Origin of the sequence: Burkholderia sp. Tr-862 (assembly GCF_011753085.1) — a bacterium.
Classification (GTDB): domain Bacteria; phylum Pseudomonadota; class Gammaproteobacteria; order Burkholderiales; family Burkholderiaceae; genus Burkholderia; species Burkholderia ambifaria.
Window position 1 is genome coordinate 13,206 of the sequence record NZ_VWWG01000083.1, and the last position, 17,438, is coordinate 30,643.

The following is a 17,438-nucleotide window of genomic DNA, read 5'->3' on the forward strand; positions in this document are numbered from 1 at the left end:
CGCTCCGGGCCCGCGCCGTCAGGCGTCCCGTGTGCGCCGGCTCGCGAAACCGGCCGCCCGGGCCCGTGCGGCCCGTGCCAGACACTCCCCTACGGAAACCGCGGATTACCGATTTGAAACTGCACCAGGACGCGAGCGGCGCGCTCAACACCGTCACCGGCTACGGCCCCGATTATGTCGACGTCAACCTCCAACGCCACGAAGGGAGCGTCATCGTGCTGCCCGGCGCACCGGTGCGGGACTGGCCGGTGTCGTCGTTCGACGCACTGGCGCCCGAGCATTTCGCGATGCTGCTCGACCCGGCGCCCGAACTCGTGATCTTCGGCAGCGGCGCGCGGTTGCGCTTCCCGCACCCGCGGCTCGTGGCCGCGCTCACGGCCAAGCGGATCGGCGTCGAGACGATGGATTTCCAGGCCGCCTGCCGCACCTACAACATCCTGATGGCCGAGGGCCGCAAAGTCGCCGCCGCGCTCTTAATTGAACGTTAATCCCTGATGCGGTAAAACACGGGCCGGCGCACCGGGTCGATCCCCGGATCATCACCCGGATCGCTACCCGGCAGGCCGCCCGCCCCCGGCACGACCCGCCGGCGGCCCATCACAACAACCAACAGGCTGATAATCCATGAACGATACGCCGTCGAGGCTACCGCTCAATCGCATCACGCTCGCCCTTCTGTTCATCGCGCTCGCGATCGTCTGGTTCGCGCCGCTCGGGCTGCGCCACCTGATCCCGAGCGACGAAGGCCGCTACGCGGAGATGGCCCGGGAAATGTTCGTCACCGGCGACTGGATCACGCCGCGCTACAACGGCTACAAGTATTTCGAGAAGCCGCCGCTGCAGACCTGGCTGAACGCGCTGACGTTCGCGTGGTTCGGCATCGGCGAATGGCAGGCGCGCCTCTACACGGGCCTCGCCAGCTTCGCCGGCGTGCTGCTGGTCGGCTTCACCGGCGCGCGCCTGTTCAACCCGTTGTCGGGCTTCCTCGCGGCCGTCGTGCTCGCGTGCTCGCCGTACTGGAACCTGATGGGCCACTTCAACGCGCTCGACATGGGGCTCGCGTTCTGGATGGCGCTGTCGCTCTGCTCGCTGCTGCTCGCGCAGCGCCCCGGGCTGCGCGCGGGCGCGGTACGCGGCTGGATGTGGGCTTGCTGGGCCGCGATGGCGTTCGCCGTGCTGTCGAAAGGCCTCGTCGGCCTGATCCTGCCCGGTGCCGTGCTGGTGCTCTATACGCTGGTCGCCCGCGACTGGGCGCTGTGGAAGCGGCTGTATCTGGTGAGCGGCCTCGTGATCTTCTTCGCGATCGTCACGCCGTGGTTCGTGCTCGTCCAGCAGCGCAACCCCGAGTTCTTCAACTTCTTCTTCATCGTCCAGCAGTTCCGCCGCTACCTGACCCCGGAACAGAACCGCCCGGGCCCGCTCTACTACTTCGTGCCGGTGCTGCTGGTCGGCTTCCTGCCGTGGCTGTCGGTGGCGTGGCAGAGCATCCGCCACGCGCTGCGCATGCCGCGCCAGCCGAACGGCTTCTCCCCGATGCTCGTGCTGCTGATCTGGAGCGCGTTCATCTTCCTGTTCTTCAGCGTGTCGCATTCGAAGCTGATCTCGTATGTGCTGCCGATCGCGCCGGCGCTCGCGCTGATGATCGGCGCGTACCTGCCGCTGATGACCGCGGAGCGGTTCCGCCGCCACCTGCTCGGCTATCTCGTGTTCTTCGTCGTCGCGGCGTTCGGGATCATCTTCCTCGCGTACCAGGGCGACGCCCGCACGCCGAACGCGCTGTACCGCACGTTCCAGATCTGGCTGTACGCGGGCCTCGCGGTCGCGGCCGCGCTGACGCTCGCCGCCGCCTGGCTGAACCGCCGCGTGGGCGTCGCGGCCGCGATCACCGCGTTCGGCGCCGCGTGGCTCGCGTTCGGCACGATCGGCGGCACCGGTCACGACGAGTTCGGCCGCTACAGCTCGGGCGCGCTGCTCGCGCCCGCCGTGCGCGCCGAACTGGCGAAGCTGCCGCCCGACACGCCGTTCTACTCGATCGAGATGCTCGATCACACGTTCCCGTTCTATATGGGCCACACGACGATCATGGTCCAGCGCCAGGACGAGCTCGCCTTCGGCATCTCCGTCGAGCCGAACAAATGGATCCCGACCGTCGACCAATGGATCGAACGCTGGAAGCAGGAAACCCATGCGCTCGCGATCATGCCGCCCGGCCAGTACGACACGCTGGTCAAGCAAGGCGTGCCGATGCGCGTGATCGCGCGCGACAACCGCCGCGTGATCGTCGAGAAACCGCAATCGTAAGGACGCCCACCGCATGAATCCCGTTTCGCTCGTCTGCATCATCACCGGCGTGATGCTCAACGCCTGTGCGCAACTTCTGCTGAAAGCCGGCGTCAACGCAGTTGGACACTTCGAATTCAGCCGCGCGAACATCATCCCGGTCGGCCTGAAGATCGCGACCCAGTTGCCGATCATCGGCGGCCTCGCCTGCTACGTGCTGAGCGTCGTCGTCTGGATTCTCGGGCTGTCGCGAGTCGACGTGTCGATCGCGTATCCGATGCTGTCGCTCGGCTACGTGGTCAACGCGTTCGCAGCGTGGTACCTGTTCGGTGAAGTGCTGTCGATCCAGCGGCTCATCGGCATCGGCATCATCCTGATCGGCGTGCTCGTGCTCGCGCGCAGTTGAGCCCCGGCGGGCCGACCGGCATTAAGCGTCCGCCTACAAAAAATCACGGTACGAATCCGCCAACCGGTGTTTAATGCCGGTTTCGGGCCGGATCGCCCGACCCCTTTATTACACGCCATTACAGGCTAACGTGTTCATGAGCCAGACTACCGCTCCGTTTCTGCCGTTCACCCGCCCCGAGATCGATGAGGAAACCATCCAGGGCGTCGTCGAAGTGCTGCGCTCGGGCTGGATCACCACCGGCCCGCAGAGCCAGAAATTCGAAGCCGCGCTGTCCGAGTATTGCGGCGGCCGTCCGGTCCGCGCGTTCAATTCGGGCACCTGCACGCTCGAGATCGGCCTGCGCATCGCAGGCGTCGGCCCCGGCGACGAGGTGATCACGACGCCGGCAACGTGGGTGTCGACCAGCAACGTGATTCTCGAGACCGGCGCGACGCCCGTGTTCGCCGACATCGACCCGGTAACGCGCAACATCGACCTCGACAAGCTCGAACAGGCGATCACGCCGCGCACCAAGGCGATCATCCCGGTCTACCTGGCCGGCCTGCCGGTCGACATGGACCGCCTGTACGCGATCGCGCGCGCGCACAACCTGCGCGTGATCGAGGACGCCGCGCAGGCGCTCGGCTCGACGTGGCAAGGCAAGCGCATCGGCGCGCTCGGCGACATCGTGTCGTTCAGCTTCCACGCGAACAAGAACCTGACGACCATCGAAGGCGGCGCGCTCGTGCTGAACAACGAGGACGAGGCGACGCTCGCGCAGAAGTACCGACTGCAGGGCATCACGCGCACCGGCCTGGACGGGATGGACTGCGACGTGCTCGGCGGCAAGTACAACCTGACCGACGTCGCCGCGCGCGTCGGCCTCGGCCAGCTGCCGCACCTCGAGCGCTTCACCGCGCAGCGCCGCGCACTCGCGCGCGCGTATTTCGCCGCGCTCGGCGACGGCCCGGCCGTGAAGCTCGGGCTCGGCCTGCCCGTCGCCGATTTCGAGAACAGCAACTGGCACATGTTCCAGGTCACGCTGCCGCTCGACCGGCTGTCGATCTCGCGCGCCGATTTCATGGCGCAGATGAAGGAACGCGGGATCGGCACGGGCGTCCACTACCCGGCCATCCATCTTTTCACGCTGTATCGTGCTCGCGGCTTCAAGGAGGGCATGTTCCCCCACGCCGAACGGTACGGCGCGTCGACCGTCACGCTGCCGCTCTTCACGCAGATGACGGAAGACGACGTGCGTCGCGTGGCCGACGCCATCAACCAGATTTGCGATCAATACGGAAAATAAGCGTACATGAATCACCTTGAAGCACGCGCCGGGCATCCGGGCGCCGCGAACCCGGAGGTATCGGTCATCATCCCCGTGTACAACGAGGAAGAGGGCCTGGCTGCGCTGTTCGCGCGGCTCTACCCGGCACTCGACGCACTCGGCACGTCGTACGAAGTGATCCTGATCAACGACGGCAGCCGCGACCGCTCGGCCGCGATGCTCGCAGACCAGTTCCACGTGCGCCCCGACACGACGCGCGTCGTGCTGCTCAACGGCAACTACGGCCAGCACATGGCGATCCTCGCCGGCTTCGCGCAGTCGCGCGGCGATATCGTCATCACGCTCGATGCCGACCTGCAGAACCCGCCGGAGGAAATCGGCAAGCTGATCGAGAAGATGCGCGAGGGCTACGACTACGTCGGCTCGATCCGCAAGCAGCGTCAGGACAGCCTGTGGCGGCGCAAGGCGTCGCAGATGATGAATCGCCTGCGCGAGCGGATCACACGAATCAAGATGACCGACCAGGGCTGCATGCTGCGCGCGTACAGCCGCCGCATCATCGACACGATCAACGTGTGCGGCGAAGTCAACACGTTCATCCCGGCGCTCGCCTACACGTTCGCGCAGAACCCGACCGAAATCGAGGTCGCGCACGAGGAGCGCTTCGCGGGCGAGTCGAAGTACTCGCTGTACAGCCTGATCCGGCTGAACTTCGACCTCGTGACGGGCTTCTCGGTCGTGCCGCTGCAGTGGCTGTCGTTCATCGGCGTGATCCTGTCGCTCGGCTCCGCCGCGCTGTTCGTGCTGCTGCTCGTGCGCCGCTTCATCGTCGGCGCGGAAGTGCAAGGCGTGTTCACGCTGTTCGCGATCACGTTCTTCCTGCTCGGCGTGATCATCTTCGCGCTCGGCCTGCTCGGCGAATACGTCGGCCGCATCTACCAGCAGGTGCGTGCGCGGCCGCGCTACCTGATCCAGGCCGTGCTCGAACAGCACGACGGCATGCCGGCGGTGCCGGGCATGAATCGCACGGGGGCCGCGCGATGAAGCCGCGCGCCGTCGTCTTCGCGTATCACAACGTCGGCGTGCGCTGCCTGCAGGTGCTGCTGGCACGCGGCGTCGACGTCGCGCTCGTCGTCACGCACGAGGACAACCCGAACGAGAACATCTGGTTCGGCAGCGTCGCATCGGTTGCCGCCGAGCACGGGATTCCCGTCGCCACGCCGGCCGACCCCGCCGACCCGGCGCTGCGCCGCGCGGTGTCCGACGCGCAGCCGGACTTCATCTTCTCGTTCTATTACCGCCACATGCTGCCGGTGGACCTGCTCGCGATCGCGCCGCGCGGCGCGTACAACATGCACGGTTCGCTGTTGCCGAAATACCGGGGTCGGGTACCGACCAACTGGGCCGTGCTGAACGGCGAAACGGAAACCGGCGCGACGCTGCACGAGATGGCCGCGAAACCGGACGCCGGCGCGATCATCGGCCAGACCGCGGTGCCGATCCTGCCGGACGACACGGCCGCGCAGGTGTTCGACAAGGTGACGGTCGCCGCCGAGCAGACGCTCTGGCGCGTGCTGCCCGCGCTGCTCGCGGGCGAGGCGCCGCACCTGCCGAACGAGCTCGCGAGCGGCAGCTACTACGGCGGCCGCAAGCCGGAAGACGGCCGGATCGACTGGTCGAAGCCGGCCGTGCAGGTCTACAACCTGGTGCGCGCGGTCGCGCCCCCGTATCCGGGCGCATTCACCGACGTCGGCGACACGCGCTTCGTGATCGCCCGCGCGCGCCTCGCGGCGCCCGGCAGCGCCGCCGCGGCGGCGGCGGCAGATTTGCCGCCCGGCCTGCACGTAAGCGATAATGCGCTATTCGGCGTCTGCGGCGACAGCCGCGCCCTATCCATTCTCGAGCTGTGGCAGCAGCGCGACGGCAGCGAAACCGTCGTGACGCCCGCGGAATTCGCGCAGTTCATTCATTCTTCCCGTCATTCATGAAAGCAAAAAAAGTCCTGATCCTGGGTGTGAACGGCTTCATCGGCCATCACCTGTCGAAGCGCATTCTTGAAACCACCGATTGGGAAGTGTTCGGCATGGACATGCAGACCGATCGGCTGGGCGACCTCGTCAACCACGAGCGGATGCACTTCTTCGAAGGCGACATCACGATCAACAAGGAGTGGGTCGAGTATCACGTGAAGAAGTGCGACGTGATCCTGCCGCTCGTGGCGATCGCGACGCCCGCGACCTACGTCAAGCAGCCGCTGCGCGTGTTCGAGCTCGACTTCGAGGCGAACCTGCCGATCGTGCGTTCGGCCGTCAAGTACGGCAAGCACCTCGTGTTCCCGTCGACCTCCGAGGTCTACGGCATGTGCTCGGACGAGCAGTTCGATCCGGACGCATCGGCGCTCACCTACGGCCCGATCAACAAGCCGCGCTGGATCTACGCATGCTCGAAGCAGCTGATGGACCGCGTGATCTGGGGCTACGGGATGGAAGGCCTGAACTTCACGCTGTTCCGCCCGTTCAACTGGATCGGCCCGGGCCTGGACTCGATCTACACGCCGAAGGAAGGCAGCTCGCGCGTCGTCACGCAGTTCCTCGGCCACATCGTGCGCGGCGAGAACATCAGCCTCGTCGACGGCGGCTCGCAGAAACGCGCGTTCACCGACATCGACGACGGCATCAGCGCGCTGATGAAGATCATCGATAACAAGAACGGCATCGCGTCGGGCAAGATCTACAACATCGGCAATCCGAAGAATAACTTCTCGGTTCGCGAGCTCGCGCACAAGATGCTCGAACTGGCCGCCGAATACCCGGAATACGCCGGCTCCGCGAAGCAGGTGCAGCTCGTCGAAACGACGTCGGGCGCCTACTACGGCAACGGCTACCAGGACGTGCAGAACCGCGTGCCGAAGATCGACAACACGATGCAGGAACTCGCATGGGCGCCGCAATCGACGTTCGACGACGCGCTGCGCAAGATCTTCGAGGCATATCGCGGCCATGTCGCCGACGCGCGCGCGCTGGTCGAGCAGAACTGACGGGACGCTCGCTTGGCTCGTATCGTCCTCAAGATCGACGTCGACACGCTGCGCGGCACGCGCGAAGGCGTGCCAAACCTCGCGCGCATCTTCGACCGCTTCAGTGCGCGCGCGACCTTCCTCTTCAGCCTCGGGCCCGATCACACGGGCTGGGCGCTGCGGCGCGTGTTCCGCCCCGGCTTCCTGAAGAAGGTGTCGCGCACGTCGGTGGTCGAGCATTACGGCGTGAAGCAGCTGATGTACGGCGTGCTGCTGCCTGGCCCCGACATCGGCCGCCGTGCGATCGCCGACATGCGCGCGATCCACGAGGCCGGCTTCGAATGCGGGATCCATACGTGGGACCACGTGTACTGGCAGGACAACGTGCGCGTGCGCGATCGCGACTGGACCGCACGTGAAATGCAGAAGAGCCACGCGCGCTTCATCGACATCTTCGGCGCACCGCCCGTCACGCACGGCGCGGCCGGCTGGCAGATGAACGACTCCGCATTCGAGCAGATCGACGCATGGGGGATGCGCTACGCATCCGACGGTCGCGGCCACTCGCCGTACCTGCCCGTGGTCGGCGGCCGCACGCTGTCGCACGTGCAGATGCCGACCACGCTGCCGACGCTCGATGAAGTGCTCGGTATCGACGGCATCGACACGCACAACGTCGCCGCGCACATCCTGAAGTTCACGCAAGCCAATCCGCACGACCAGGTGTTCACGCTGCACGCGGAACTGGAAGGCCAGAAGCTCGCGCCGGTGTTCGAACAGCTGCTCGCCGGCTGGCGCGCGCAGGGCCATACGTTTGCGACGATGGGCGACTACCACGCGACGCTGGACCGCGACTCGCTGCCATCGTACCCTGTCACGTGGGGCGAAATCCCCGGCCGCTCCGGCGAACTGATCGTCCAGCCCGACTGAGCGTGCGCGCGCCGGCACCGCCCGCCCCGCCCTCGCGGCGTGCCGCGGCGCCGCCTCGCCGAACCGCGCCGCCCGAGCGGCGCCTTTCCATAACAACAGGAGAAACACGTGTCCGTCGAAGTTGACCGTCAGGTTCCCGATTTCACCGCACCGGCTACGGGTGGCGACATTTCGCTGTCCGACCTGAAGGGCAGGAAGCTCGTCCTGTATTTCTATCCGAAGGACAACACGCCGGGCTGCACGACCGAAGGCCTGCAGTTCCGCGATCTCTATCCGAAGTTCAAGAAGGCTGGCGCCGAAGTCATCGGCGTGTCGCGCGACAGCCTGCGCTCGCATGACAATTTCAAGGCAAAGCTCGAGCTGCCGTTCCCGCTGATTTCCGATGCCGACGAAGCGCTGTGCGCGCTGTTCGATGTCATCAAGATGAAGAAAATGTATGGCAAGGAAGTGCGCGGAATCGAGCGTTCGACGTTCCTGATCGACGCCGACGGCGTGCTCCGCCAGGCATGGCGCGGCATCAAGGTGCCCGGCCACGTGGACGACGTGCTAAGTGCTGTACAAGCGCTTTGAGCCGCGCTATATTGGGCCGCAATGAATGCCAGTTCGCCCCATATTTCTCGTAGCTGCGCCGGTGCCCGTTGCGTTGCTTCCCGGCACCTGACGCGCATCACGACGGTATCAGCCGAGCCGCATGTCCCGGTCCACGGGGCAGCGGCTTTTTTTATGGACTGCGTGCCGGCTCTCGGTCCGGCCGTCATCTCGTCAAGGAGTTGACCGACACTTAGGCGAACCGGCTCGACGAAATTCCTGTGCGCCACCGCGCGCAAACTGCATGCGTCTACGTCACGCAGGATGCGATCAGCGGCGCACTTCATGCGACACGATTCCTCCCGAGGGACACCATGCCTTTGCCTACCCCCCCCAGCAAGCTCGGCAGCCTGCTGCCGCCCGACGAATACAAGGCGAAAGCGCGGCCCGCGAAAGCCGCGAAGAAGTCCGCCGAAGGGGACGCATCCACAGCCGGTGACTACGGTCCGGCCAGCGTGGCCCAACCGATGACCGAAGCCGCGAACACGACCGCACCGCTGCGCGCCGTCGCGTCGTCGGAGCACGACACCGCAAGCACGCCCGCACGCGGCCGCAAGACCCGGCAGACGGCTGCATTGCTGCAGCCGATGCCGGCGCCGGCCGTGCCGGCGGCACCCGCGGCCCCCGCCGCGCCGGTCGTTGCACGCAACGACAAGCCGGCCGCCGGCAAACCGTCCGCGGCGCCCGCGCGCGATGCCGGCGCCGCGACGAAGTCGCGCAGCCGCAAGCCGGCCGAAGCCGAACTGCAGAAGCTGTTCGTGCTCGACACCAACGTGCTGATGCACGACCCGAGCAGCCTCTTCCGCTTCGAGGAACACGACGTCTATCTGCCGATGATGACGCTCGAGGAACTCGACAACCACAAGAAGGGGATGTCCGAAGTCGCGCGCAACGCGCGCCAGGTGAGCCGCACGCTCGATGCGCTGGTCGCCGACGGCGGCCCGATCTCGGCCGGCATTCCGCTGTCGCGCCTCGGCAGCCGCGAGGCACTCGGCCGCCTGTACTTCCAGACGAAGCTCGCGGACATCGCGCCGATCGAAGGCCTGCCCGAAGGCAAGGCCGACAACCAGATCCTCGGCGTCGTGCGCGCGCTGCAGCGCGACCGGCCGGACCGCCAGGTCGTGCTGGTGTCGAAAGACATCAACATGCGGATCAAGGCGCACGCGCTCGGCCTGCCCGCTGAAGACTACTTCAACGACCAGGTACTCGAGGACAAGGATCTCCTCTATAACGGCGTGCGCGAACTGCCGCAGGATTTCTGGACCAAGCACGCGAAGGGCATGGAGAGCTGGCAGGACACGAAGACGGGCACGACGTACTACCGCGTGACCGGCCCGCTCGTCGCGTCGATGCTCGTCAACGAGTTCGTCTATCTCGAGCCGCAGAACGGCGAGCCGACGTTCCACGCGATCGTCCGTGAACTGAACGGCAAGACGGCGCTGCTGCAGACGCTGCGCGACTACAGCCACCACAAGAACAACGTGTGGGGCATCACCGCGCGCAACCGCGAGCAGAATTTCGCGCTGAACCTGCTGATGAACCCCGAGATCGACTTCGTCACGCTGCTTGGCCAGGCCGGCACCGGCAAGACGCTCGTCGCGCTCGCGGCCGGCCTCGCGCAGGTGCTCGACGACAAGCGCTACAACGAGATCATCGTGACGCGCGCGACCGTGCCCGTCGGCGAGGACATCGGTTTCCTGCCCGGTACCGAGGAAGAGAAGATGCAGCCGTGGATGGGCGCATTCGACGACAACCTCGAGGTGCTGCAGAAGACCGACGACGCGGCCGGCGAATGGGGCCGCGCGGCGACGCAGGAACTGATCCGTTCGCGCCTGAAGGTGAAGAGCATGAACTTCATGCGCGGCCGCACGTTCGTCGACAAGTACCTGATCATCGACGAAGCGCAGAACCTGACGCCGAAGCAGATGAAGACGCTCGTGACGCGCGCGGGCCCCGGCACGAAGATCGTGTGCCTCGGCAACATCGCGCAGATCGACACGCCTTACCTGACCGAAGGCAGCTCGGGCCTGACCTACGTCGTCGACCGCTTCAAGGGCTGGGGCCACAGCGGCCACGTGACGCTCGCGCGCGGCGAACGCTCGCGGCTCGCCGACTACGCGTCGGACATCCTGTAACGCGCGACCGGCTCCTCGCCGGCCGTCGACGCCACGCGGCGCTCCGTTTCCGGAGCGCCGTTTTTATTTTTGGGGTCGGAATCGTTGGTCATGCCTCGTAACTCAACGACCTCACTTACGCGCGAAACTTCAAGTAAATTCTCAGGAATGGTTGCCTAAGCCCCGCCGGAACGTCTACCATCGGGTCTGTCTGTTGTCATACGATTGGCGAGCGCGCCGCGCTCGTCCGCCTTCTCATGCTTCGAATCTGGGTTCCCGTCGCCGTCGTTTCTCTGCTCGCGGCCTGCTCCAGCGTGCCGCCGCAGTCGGCATCGCGCACCTCCGGCATGAAGATCACCACCCCGCGCGCGTTCCCGCCCCCCGCCAATTTCCCGAAATTCGTCGATCACAGCGTCGGCCAGGAAGAAATCTCGATCCAGGCGATGAGCCTTGTCGGCGTGCCATATCGCTGGGGCGGCAACACGCCCACGAGCGGTTTCGACTGCAGCGGGCTCGTGCGCTACGTGATCGGCCGCGCGGCCGACGTGAACCTGCCGCGCACGACCGCCGACATGAGCAGCCGCGGCGTGTCGATCGACCCCGAAGAGGTAGCGCCGGGCGACCTGATCTTCTTCAATACGACCGGACGCCCGCACTCGCACGTCGGCATCTATGTCGGCAAGCTGCGCTTCGTCAACGCGCCGTCGACCGGCGGCACCGTGCGGCTCGATTACCTGACGAACCCGTACTGGGCCAAACGCTTCGACGGCATTCGCCGTGTCGCGCCGCCGCGCGGCACACCGGCACCGTTCGATACGCCGACCTACGAGGCACGACGCGACGCGCCGCCGGCCGCACCGGCCGCTGTCGTGACCGCCGCCGCGCCACGTCAGCCCGCCTATGCCGCTGCGCAAGCCAGCGCGGCCCCGCCTCCTGCTCCGGTCGCGCAATCCGCGGCCGTCGTATCAACCGCTGCGGTGGCTCCGGCAGCCGCGCCCGCCGCCGATCCGTACGAACCGCCGCCGCGCGTGCAGGCCGCCCGGCAGCAGGCAACTGCCGCGAACGGCGACATGCTCGCCCCGACCGCGAATGCAGCAGCGGCCGGCCCGGCAGAGGTCGGCACGCAGATTCCGACGACGGCACTGACCGCCGCCGAAGCTGCCGCGTTCGACGACGAACCGCCGCCCGCCGCCGCGCGGTCGCCGCGCACCATCGAGCCCGTGCAGGTGATGCGTGCATCGACACAATCCGCGCCCGTCAGCGCGCGCACCGGCACCGCGGACGATCCGATCGCCCGCTTCGCGAACGGCAGCTACTGACCCGGTTCATCCTCGGCGGCAACCGCGTCATTCGCCGCACTTTTTCCGACCACCAAAGAAAATGCGCCGCAACCTTTCGGTTGGCGGCGCATTTCGTGTCGAGGCGGCAGCGTCGGAATCAGAAGATCTGGTGCCCGACCCACCATCCGCCGGCCGCGATCAGCGCGGATGCCGGAATCGTCAGCACCCATGCCCACACGATGTTGCCGGCGACGCCCCAGCGCACTGCCGACAACTTCTGCGTCGCGCCGACACCGACGATCGCACCGGTGATCGTGTGCGTGGTCGACACCGGAATACCAAGGAACGACGCGATGAACAGCGTGATCGCCCCGCCGCTTTCGGCACAGAAACCGCCGACCGGCTTGAGCTTCGTGATCTTCTGGCCCATCGTGCGCACGATGCGCCAGCCGCCGAACAGCGTGCCGAGGCCCATCGACAGGTAGCACGCGCCGATCACCCACGCAGGCGGCGCATCGGACGTCGCCGATGCATAACCCGACGCGATCAGCAGCATCCAGATGATGCCGATCGTCTTCTGTGCGTCGTTGCCGCCGTGACCCAGGCTGTACAGGCCGGCCGACAGCAGCTGGAACCGCCGGAAGCGCCGGTCGACCTTGCTTGGCGCGGTGCGGAAATACAGCCACGACACGCCGAGCATGAACAGCGAACCGAGAATGAAGCCGAGCAGCGGCGAAATGAAGATGAACGCGACGGTCTTCATCAGGCCGTCGATGTTCAGCGCGCTCCAGCCCGACTTCGCGAGCGCCGAGCCGACGAGGCCGCCGATCAGCGCGTGCGACGAACTCGACGGGATCCCGTAGTACCACGTGATCACGTTCCAGCCGATCGCGCCGACCAGCGCGCCGAACACGACGTAGTGGTCAACGATCTCCGGATCGATCGTGCCTTTGCCGACCGTCTGCGCCACCTTCAGGTGGAAGATGAAATACGCGATGACGTTGAACGCGGCCGCGAACACGACGGCCTGCTGGGGCTTCAGCACCCCGGTGGACACCACGGTGGCGATCGAGTTCGCCGCGTCGTGGAAGCCGTTCATGAAGTCGAATACGAGCGCGACGAGCACCAGCGTCGCGACCATCCATAGGGCAAGTTGTATCGAATGCATCGTGGTCCGCTCAGGCGTTTTCCAGCACGATGCCTTCGATGATGTTCGCGACGTCCTCGCACTTGTCGGTGATCTCCTCAAGCAGCTCGTAGATCGCCTTCAGTTTGATGAGCGTCTTCACGTCGTCTTCCTCGCGGAACAGCTTCGACATCGCCGAGCGCAGCACGCGGTCGGCCTCCGACTCCCAGCGGTCGATCTCTTCGCATTGCTTGAGGATCTGCGCCGATTGCTTCATGTCGGACAGCATGCCGACGGCCTGCTGCACGTGCTGGGCCGACTGCGTGACGATGTGCGCGAGCTGGCTCGCCTCGGAGGTGACGGAGCGCACGTCGTACAGCGACACGGCCGTCGCGACGTCTTCCATCAGGTCGAGGATGTCGTCCATCGTCGTGATCAGCTTGTGGATCTCGTCGCGATCGAGCGGCGTGATGAAGGTCTTGTGCAGCAGATCGATCGCTTCATGCGTCAGCTTGTCAGCGGCCTTCTCGGCAGTCTGCACGTTTTGCTTGTGAATCTCGGCGTCGGCGAGATTGTCGATCAGCAGTTCGAGCTCGCGGCCACCGGAAACGATGTGCTTCGCGTGCGCGTTGAAGAGTTCAAAGAACTTGCCCTCGGTGGGCATGAATCGACCGAACATGGGATTCCTGAGAGATTGTCAAACTACTGTCACGAAAACGGGCGACATTGTACCGTTTCCGGTCGGGCCGCGCCGCGCGCATATGCGCACGGCGGGATTGGATACAACGCTTGGCGATTTAGGGCTTTACATCCGGCGTTACTCGCCGTAGAAGGTCTGCGCCCCTGCAAAGTTGTCGAACTTCGTGAATTGCCCCAGGAACGTGAGCCGAACGGGGCCGATCGGACCATTACGCTGCTTGCCGATGATGATTTCGGCCGTGCCCTTGTCGGGGCTGTCCGGGTTGTAGACTTCGTCGCGATAGATGAACAGGATCACGTCCGCATCCTGTTCGATTGCGCCCGATTCGCGCAAATCGGACATCACCGGACGCTTGTTCGGACGCTGTTCGAGGCCGCGGTTCAGCTGCGACAGTGCGATCACCGGCACGTCCAGCTCCTTTGCCAGACTCTTCAGCGATCGCGAGATTTCCGAAATCTCGGTCGCGCGATTCTCGCCCTGCGACGAACCCGACATCAGCTGCAGGTAGTCGACGATGATCAGGCCGAGCTTGCCGCATTGCCGTGCGAGACGCCGCGCGCGCGAGCGCAATTCCATCGGGTTCAGGCCACCCGTCTCGTCGATGAAGAGCTGCGCCTCGCTCATCTTCTGCACCGCGTGCGTCAATTTCGGCCAGTCCTCGTCGCTCAGGCGACCGGTACGCATCCGGTGCTGGTCGAGCCGGCCGATCGAGCCGAGCATACGCATCACGAGCTGGGTGCCCGGCATTTCCATCGAGAACACCGCGACCGGCAGCCCGTACTCGACCGCAACGTATTCGCCGATGTTCATCGAGAACGCCGTCTTACCCATCGACGGGCGCCCTGCGACGATGATCAACTCACCGCCGTGCATCCCGGACGTCATCCGGTCGAGGTCGACGAAACCCGTCGGCGTGCCCGTGACGTCGCTCGGATTCGCGGTGTGGTACAGCGTGTCGATGCGCTCGACGACCTGCGTGAGCAGCGGACCGATCTCGAGGAAGCCCTGGTTGCCACGCGCGCCTTCTTCCGCGATCGAGAACACCTTCGATTCGGCTTCGTCGAGCAGCTGGCGGACTTCCTTGCCCTGCGGATTGAATGCGTCAGCCGAGATTTCGTCGGCGACCGACACGAGCCGGCGCAGCACCGCGCGGTCGCGCACGATTTCCGCATAGCGACGGATGTTGGCCGCACTCGGCGTGTTCTGCGCGAGTGCGTTCAGGTACGCAAGGCCACCGACGTCGTCGGCCTTGCCGGACGTGGTCAGCGCTTCGTACACGGTCACGACGTCGGCCGGGCGCGTCGATGCGATCAGCCGGCCGATGTGCTCGTAGATGATCCGGTGGTCGTAGCGATAGAAATCGCCCTGCGACAGGAAGTCGGCAATCCGGTCCCATGCCGCGTTGTCGAGCAACAGGCCGCCGAGCACCGACTGCTCGGCTTCGACCGAGTGCGGCGGGACTTTCAGCGATTCGATTTGAGGATCTTGCGGCGCGTTCATGGGTTGGGATTATCGCGAATAACCTACGACGTTACTAGAGACGGGCGCCGACGAACAGGCAATAAAAAAGGCAGGCCCCGGTTGCCCGGGCGCCTGCCCTTGTCCGGACAGCGGAAGCCGCCCGGGAAGCTTGCGTACGACGCTTACGCGTGGTCGCCGATCACGTTGATCGTGACGTCGACGACGACGTCCGTATGCAGCGCGACCTGAACCGTATGCTCGCCGATCATCTTCAGCGGGCCTTCCGGCATGCGAACCTGCAGCTTCTCGACTTCGTAACCTGCCTTCTTCAGCAGTTCCGCGACGTCGCCGTTCGTGACCGAGCCGAACAGACGGCCGTCAACGCCCGACTTCTGCGTGATTTCGAACGACTGGCCGTTCAGCTTCTCGCCGACTGCCTGCGATGCCGCCAGCTTCTCAGCGGCGACCTTTTCGAGTTCAGCGCGGCGAACTTCGAATTCAGCGATCGCTTCCTTCGTTGCACGGCGAGCCTTGCGGTTCGGGATCAGGAAGTTGCGAGCGTAACCGTCCTTGACCTTGACGATGTCGCCGAGGTTACCCAGATTGGCGACTTTTTCCAACAGAATGATTTGCATTCGAATTCTCCTTATTGCGTCGCCTGATTACGCCTTGTGCTGATCGGTGTACGGCAGCAGCGCGAGGAAACGCGCACGCTTGATTGCCGTATCCAGCTGACGCTGATAGTGCGCCTTCGTACCCGTCAGACGAGCCGGCGTGATCTTGCCGTTTTCGCCGATGAAGTCCTTCAGCGTTTCCGTATCCTTGTAGTCGATCTGATCGACGCCAGCTGCCGTGAAACGGCAGAACTTCTTGCGCTTGAAGAGCGGGTTTTGTTGCTGACGACGCTTGTCGAATTTCTTACCAGTCGGGCGGGGCATGATTTCAGTCCTTTCCAATGTCCTGCAATGCTGTGATGTGAAACACCAAGGTTCTCGCGTTGCGGCTTTTCTTTGCCAGGAAGCCCGTGAACAGCGTTTCAACGCCCATTTCACGACTTTCCAGCCTGCCGCTCGCCTCACCGGCCGCCACCGCCTCGATCGTCATTTCGACCTGACGGGGAATGCCTGCTTCGACGACTTCCGTGCGGTGGTGCAACGTGGCGCTTGCGATCGGAACACCTGCCGGCGTATATCGCACCGGTGCGCGTTCGACGACGCTCGCCGTCAATTGCAACCTGTTCACGTGAGTCGCGCGCTCCTTGATGGCTTAATGAATGACGAACTTAAGCCTGCGCTTCGGTCGGCTGAGCAGCAGCCGCCTTCTTGGCTTCTTCGCGCTGAACTTCCTTCATCATCGGCGACGGGCCGGTCTCGGCCTTCTTCATCTTGACGATGAGGTGGCGCAGCACGGCGTCGTTGAACTTGAACGCGTGTTCGAGTTCGTCGAGCGTCGTCTGGTCGCACTCAATGTTCATGCAGACGTAGTGAGCCTTCGCGAGTTTCTCGATCATGTAGGCCAGTTGGCGACGGCCCCAGTCTTCGACACGGTGGATCTGGCCGCCGTGCGTCGTGATCGTGGTCTTGTAACGCTCGATCATCGCGGGCACTTGCTCGCTTTGATCGGGGTGCACGATGAATACGATTTCGTAATGACGCATTACACACTCCTTGTGGATTGAAGCCACCCGGGCGTCTGAACCGGTGTGGCAAGTGAGAAGCCGAAGATTCTAACCCGGATACAGGGCGCATGCAACACCGATCGACGATTTCGGACCGGATTCGGCCATGTTTTCAAAGACTTGAACGGGCGCCGACCGTCGAACGGGGGCTCACGCGCCCGCTCGGGAATCGGGGGCGGAGCATGGCGCGCGGGTGACGGGCCGGCGCCGCGGCCCGCCGTCACTCGCTGCGCGCCCCGCCAAGCCGCGCGTCGAGCGCCGTCCTGAACGCTGCCAGCGCCGACGGCTCGGCGTCGGTCACGGCCCACCAGGTCATCCCGGCCGCCTCCCAGCGGTCGAGCGCGTAGCCCTGCGACACGGTCGCGTACGGCGCCGTCTCCCCGCCGCCGCCCGCCGGCCGCACGTACACGTCGATCACGTGCTGCCGGTATCGGTACACGAGTACCGCGACGCGGCGCCGCCCGACGTAGTCGAGCCGGCCGCCCGCGAGCGGGAAACCGCTCGCAGACAGGTCCTCGACCGGCGGCGCATAGTCGAGCCGGCCGTTGAACCACGGCTTGACCGTATGCCGGTCGGTCGAGATCACGTC

The 17,438-nt window shown here is 65.2% G+C and carries 19 protein-coding genes and 1 pseudogene; 11 read left to right on the forward strand and 9 right to left on the reverse strand.

The genetic code is table 11. The annotated features are described in order from the left end of the window. Positions 1-113: 113 nt before the first annotated feature. The 9 genes from F3J14_RS21160 (at position 114) to F3J14_RS21200 (ending at position 8,472) form a co-directional block, all read left to right on the forward strand. Positions 114-488 carry an Mth938-like domain-containing protein gene (locus tag F3J14_RS21160; protein WP_059817584.1) on the forward strand — a complete coding sequence of 125 codons (375 nt, stop codon included), beginning with the start codon at positions 114-116 and terminating at the stop codon, positions 486-488. A 136-nt stretch (positions 489-624) separates the two neighbouring features. Further along, positions 625-2,301, forward strand: coding sequence for a glycosyltransferase family 39 protein (locus F3J14_RS21165; protein ID WP_166724691.1), 1,677 nt, complete (start codon positions 625-627; stop codon positions 2,299-2,301). 13 nt (positions 2,302-2,314) lie between these two features. Then, complete coding sequence (locus tag F3J14_RS21170; RefSeq protein WP_166724692.1) at positions 2,315-2,686, forward strand: SMR family transporter; 372 nt, start codon at positions 2,315-2,317, stop codon at positions 2,684-2,686. Positions 2,687-2,822: 136 nt separating this feature from the next. Then, complete coding sequence (locus F3J14_RS21175) at positions 2,823-3,974, forward strand: DegT/DnrJ/EryC1/StrS aminotransferase family protein (protein WP_166724693.1); 1,152 nt, start codon at positions 2,823-2,825, stop codon at positions 3,972-3,974. Positions 3,975-3,980: 6 nt separating this feature from the next. Then, on the forward strand, positions 3,981-5,000 hold the full coding sequence (locus tag F3J14_RS21180; RefSeq protein WP_166724694.1) for a glycosyltransferase: 1,020 nt from the start codon (positions 3,981-3,983) through the stop codon (positions 4,998-5,000). Next, positions 4,997-5,944 carry a formyltransferase gene (locus F3J14_RS21185; RefSeq protein ID WP_166724695.1) on the forward strand — a complete coding sequence of 316 codons (948 nt, stop codon included), beginning with the start codon at positions 4,997-4,999 and terminating at the stop codon, positions 5,942-5,944. The genes F3J14_RS21180 and F3J14_RS21185 overlap by 4 nt, the downstream gene beginning before the upstream one ends. Beyond that, a complete protein-coding gene (locus F3J14_RS21190; protein WP_166724696.1) occupies positions 5,941-6,993 on the forward strand; it encodes a bifunctional UDP-4-keto-pentose/UDP-xylose synthase in 1,053 nt (350 codons plus the stop codon). Before F3J14_RS21185 ends, F3J14_RS21190 begins: the two co-directional genes overlap by 4 nt. Before the next feature lie 12 nt (positions 6,994-7,005). Continuing rightward, positions 7,006-7,902 (forward strand): polysaccharide deacetylase family protein, encoded by an 897-nt coding sequence (locus tag F3J14_RS21195; RefSeq protein ID WP_006758366.1) that lies wholly within the window; start codon positions 7,006-7,008, stop codon positions 7,900-7,902. A 108-nt stretch (positions 7,903-8,010) separates the two neighbouring features. After that, a complete protein-coding gene (locus F3J14_RS21200; RefSeq protein ID WP_031403668.1) occupies positions 8,011-8,472 on the forward strand; it encodes a peroxiredoxin in 462 nt (153 codons plus the stop codon). Positions 8,473-8,664: 192 nt separating this feature from the next. Here the strand turns inward: F3J14_RS21200 and F3J14_RS36215 are convergent. Then, a pseudogene (locus F3J14_RS36215) lies at positions 8,665-8,909 on the reverse strand (hypothetical protein); the annotation flags it as partial. Here F3J14_RS36215 and F3J14_RS21205 point away from each other — a divergent pair. Both F3J14_RS21205 and F3J14_RS21210 read left to right on the forward strand, forming a co-directional pair. After that, complete coding sequence (locus F3J14_RS21205; protein WP_166724697.1) at positions 8,805-10,625, forward strand: PhoH family protein; 1,821 nt, start codon at positions 8,805-8,807, stop codon at positions 10,623-10,625. The pseudogene F3J14_RS36215 and the gene F3J14_RS21205 sit on opposite strands and share 105 nt — an antisense overlap. Before the next feature lie 236 nt (positions 10,626-10,861). Beyond that, positions 10,862-11,923, forward strand: coding sequence for a C40 family peptidase (locus F3J14_RS21210; RefSeq protein ID WP_166724698.1), 1,062 nt, complete (start codon positions 10,862-10,864; stop codon positions 11,921-11,923). Between the two features lie 118 nt (positions 11,924-12,041). On the opposite strand, the gene F3J14_RS21215 is transcribed toward F3J14_RS21210, so the two are convergent. The 8 genes from F3J14_RS21215 to F3J14_RS21250 form a co-directional block, all read right to left on the reverse strand. Beyond that, positions 12,042-13,052 (reverse strand): inorganic phosphate transporter, encoded by a 1,011-nt coding sequence (locus tag F3J14_RS21215; RefSeq protein ID WP_006761627.1) that lies wholly within the window; start codon positions 13,050-13,052, stop codon positions 12,042-12,044. Positions 13,053-13,062: 10 nt separating this feature from the next. Next, positions 13,063-13,689 carry a DUF47 domain-containing protein gene (locus tag F3J14_RS21220; RefSeq protein WP_166724699.1) on the reverse strand — a complete coding sequence of 209 codons (627 nt, stop codon included), beginning with the start codon at positions 13,687-13,689 and terminating at the stop codon, positions 13,063-13,065. A 138-nt stretch (positions 13,690-13,827) separates the two neighbouring features. After that, positions 13,828-15,210 carry a replicative DNA helicase gene (locus F3J14_RS21225; protein WP_166724700.1) on the reverse strand — a complete coding sequence of 461 codons (1,383 nt, stop codon included), beginning with the start codon at positions 15,208-15,210 and terminating at the stop codon, positions 13,828-13,830. A 143-nt stretch (positions 15,211-15,353) separates the two neighbouring features. Beyond that, positions 15,354-15,806 (reverse strand): 50S ribosomal protein L9, encoded by a 453-nt coding sequence (gene rplI, locus F3J14_RS21230; protein WP_166724701.1) that lies wholly within the window; start codon positions 15,804-15,806, stop codon positions 15,354-15,356. A 27-nt stretch (positions 15,807-15,833) separates the two neighbouring features. Continuing rightward, positions 15,834-16,109, reverse strand: a complete 276-nt coding sequence (gene rpsR, locus F3J14_RS21235) for a 30S ribosomal protein S18 (RefSeq protein ID WP_011657068.1) — start codon at positions 16,107-16,109, stop codon at positions 15,834-15,836. Between the two features lie 4 nt (positions 16,110-16,113). Next, positions 16,114-16,413, reverse strand: a complete 300-nt coding sequence (priB, locus tag F3J14_RS21240) for a primosomal replication protein N (RefSeq protein WP_011657069.1) — start codon at positions 16,411-16,413, stop codon at positions 16,114-16,116. Positions 16,414-16,453: 40 nt separating this feature from the next. Beyond that, positions 16,454-16,828 (reverse strand): 30S ribosomal protein S6, encoded by a 375-nt coding sequence (gene rpsF / locus F3J14_RS21245; RefSeq protein WP_006755436.1) that lies wholly within the window; start codon positions 16,826-16,828, stop codon positions 16,454-16,456. A 241-nt stretch (positions 16,829-17,069) separates the two neighbouring features. Further along, positions 17,070-17,438: anti-sigma factor (locus tag F3J14_RS21250; RefSeq protein ID WP_166724702.1), on the reverse strand; the 369-nt coding region annotated here is incomplete at its 5' end.

Excerpts from the sequence above, each read along its gene's own strand:
- F3J14_RS21215 (WP_006761627.1), bottom strand. The coding sequence starts at position 13,052 with ATGCATTCGATACAACTTGCCCTATGGATGGTCGCGACGCTGGTGCTC.
- F3J14_RS21165 (WP_166724691.1), top strand. The coding sequence starts at position 625 with ATGAACGATACGCCGTCGAGGCTACCGCTCAATCGCATCACGCTCGCC.
- F3J14_RS21170 (WP_166724692.1), top strand. The coding sequence starts at position 2,315 with ATGAATCCCGTTTCGCTCGTCTGCATCATCACCGGCGTGATGCTCAAC.
- F3J14_RS21210 (WP_166724698.1), top strand. The coding sequence starts at position 10,862 with ATGCTTCGAATCTGGGTTCCCGTCGCCGTCGTTTCTCTGCTCGCGGCC.
- F3J14_RS21190 (WP_166724696.1), top strand. The coding sequence starts at position 5,941 with ATGAAAGCAAAAAAAGTCCTGATCCTGGGTGTGAACGGCTTCATCGGC.
- F3J14_RS21205 (WP_166724697.1), top strand. The coding sequence starts at position 8,805 with ATGCCTTTGCCTACCCCCCCCAGCAAGCTCGGCAGCCTGCTGCCGCCC.
- rpsF (WP_006755436.1), bottom strand. The coding sequence starts at position 16,828 with ATGCGTCATTACGAAATCGTATTCATCGTGCACCCCGATCAAAGCGAG.
- F3J14_RS21185 (WP_166724695.1), top strand. The coding sequence starts at position 4,997 with ATGAAGCCGCGCGCCGTCGTCTTCGCGTATCACAACGTCGGCGTGCGC.
- rplI (WP_166724701.1), bottom strand. The coding sequence starts at position 15,806 with ATGCAAATCATTCTGTTGGAAAAAGTCGCCAATCTGGGTAACCTCGGC.
- F3J14_RS21180 (WP_166724694.1), top strand. The coding sequence starts at position 3,981 with ATGAATCACCTTGAAGCACGCGCCGGGCATCCGGGCGCCGCGAACCCG.
- F3J14_RS21175 (WP_166724693.1), top strand. The coding sequence starts at position 2,823 with ATGAGCCAGACTACCGCTCCGTTTCTGCCGTTCACCCGCCCCGAGATC.
- rpsR (WP_011657068.1), bottom strand. The coding sequence starts at position 16,109 with ATGCCCCGCCCGACTGGTAAGAAATTCGACAAGCGTCGTCAGCAACAA.
- F3J14_RS21225 (WP_166724700.1), bottom strand. The coding sequence starts at position 15,210 with ATGAACGCGCCGCAAGATCCTCAAATCGAATCGCTGAAAGTCCCGCCG.
- F3J14_RS21220 (WP_166724699.1), bottom strand. The coding sequence starts at position 13,689 with ATGTTCGGTCGATTCATGCCCACCGAGGGCAAGTTCTTTGAACTCTTC.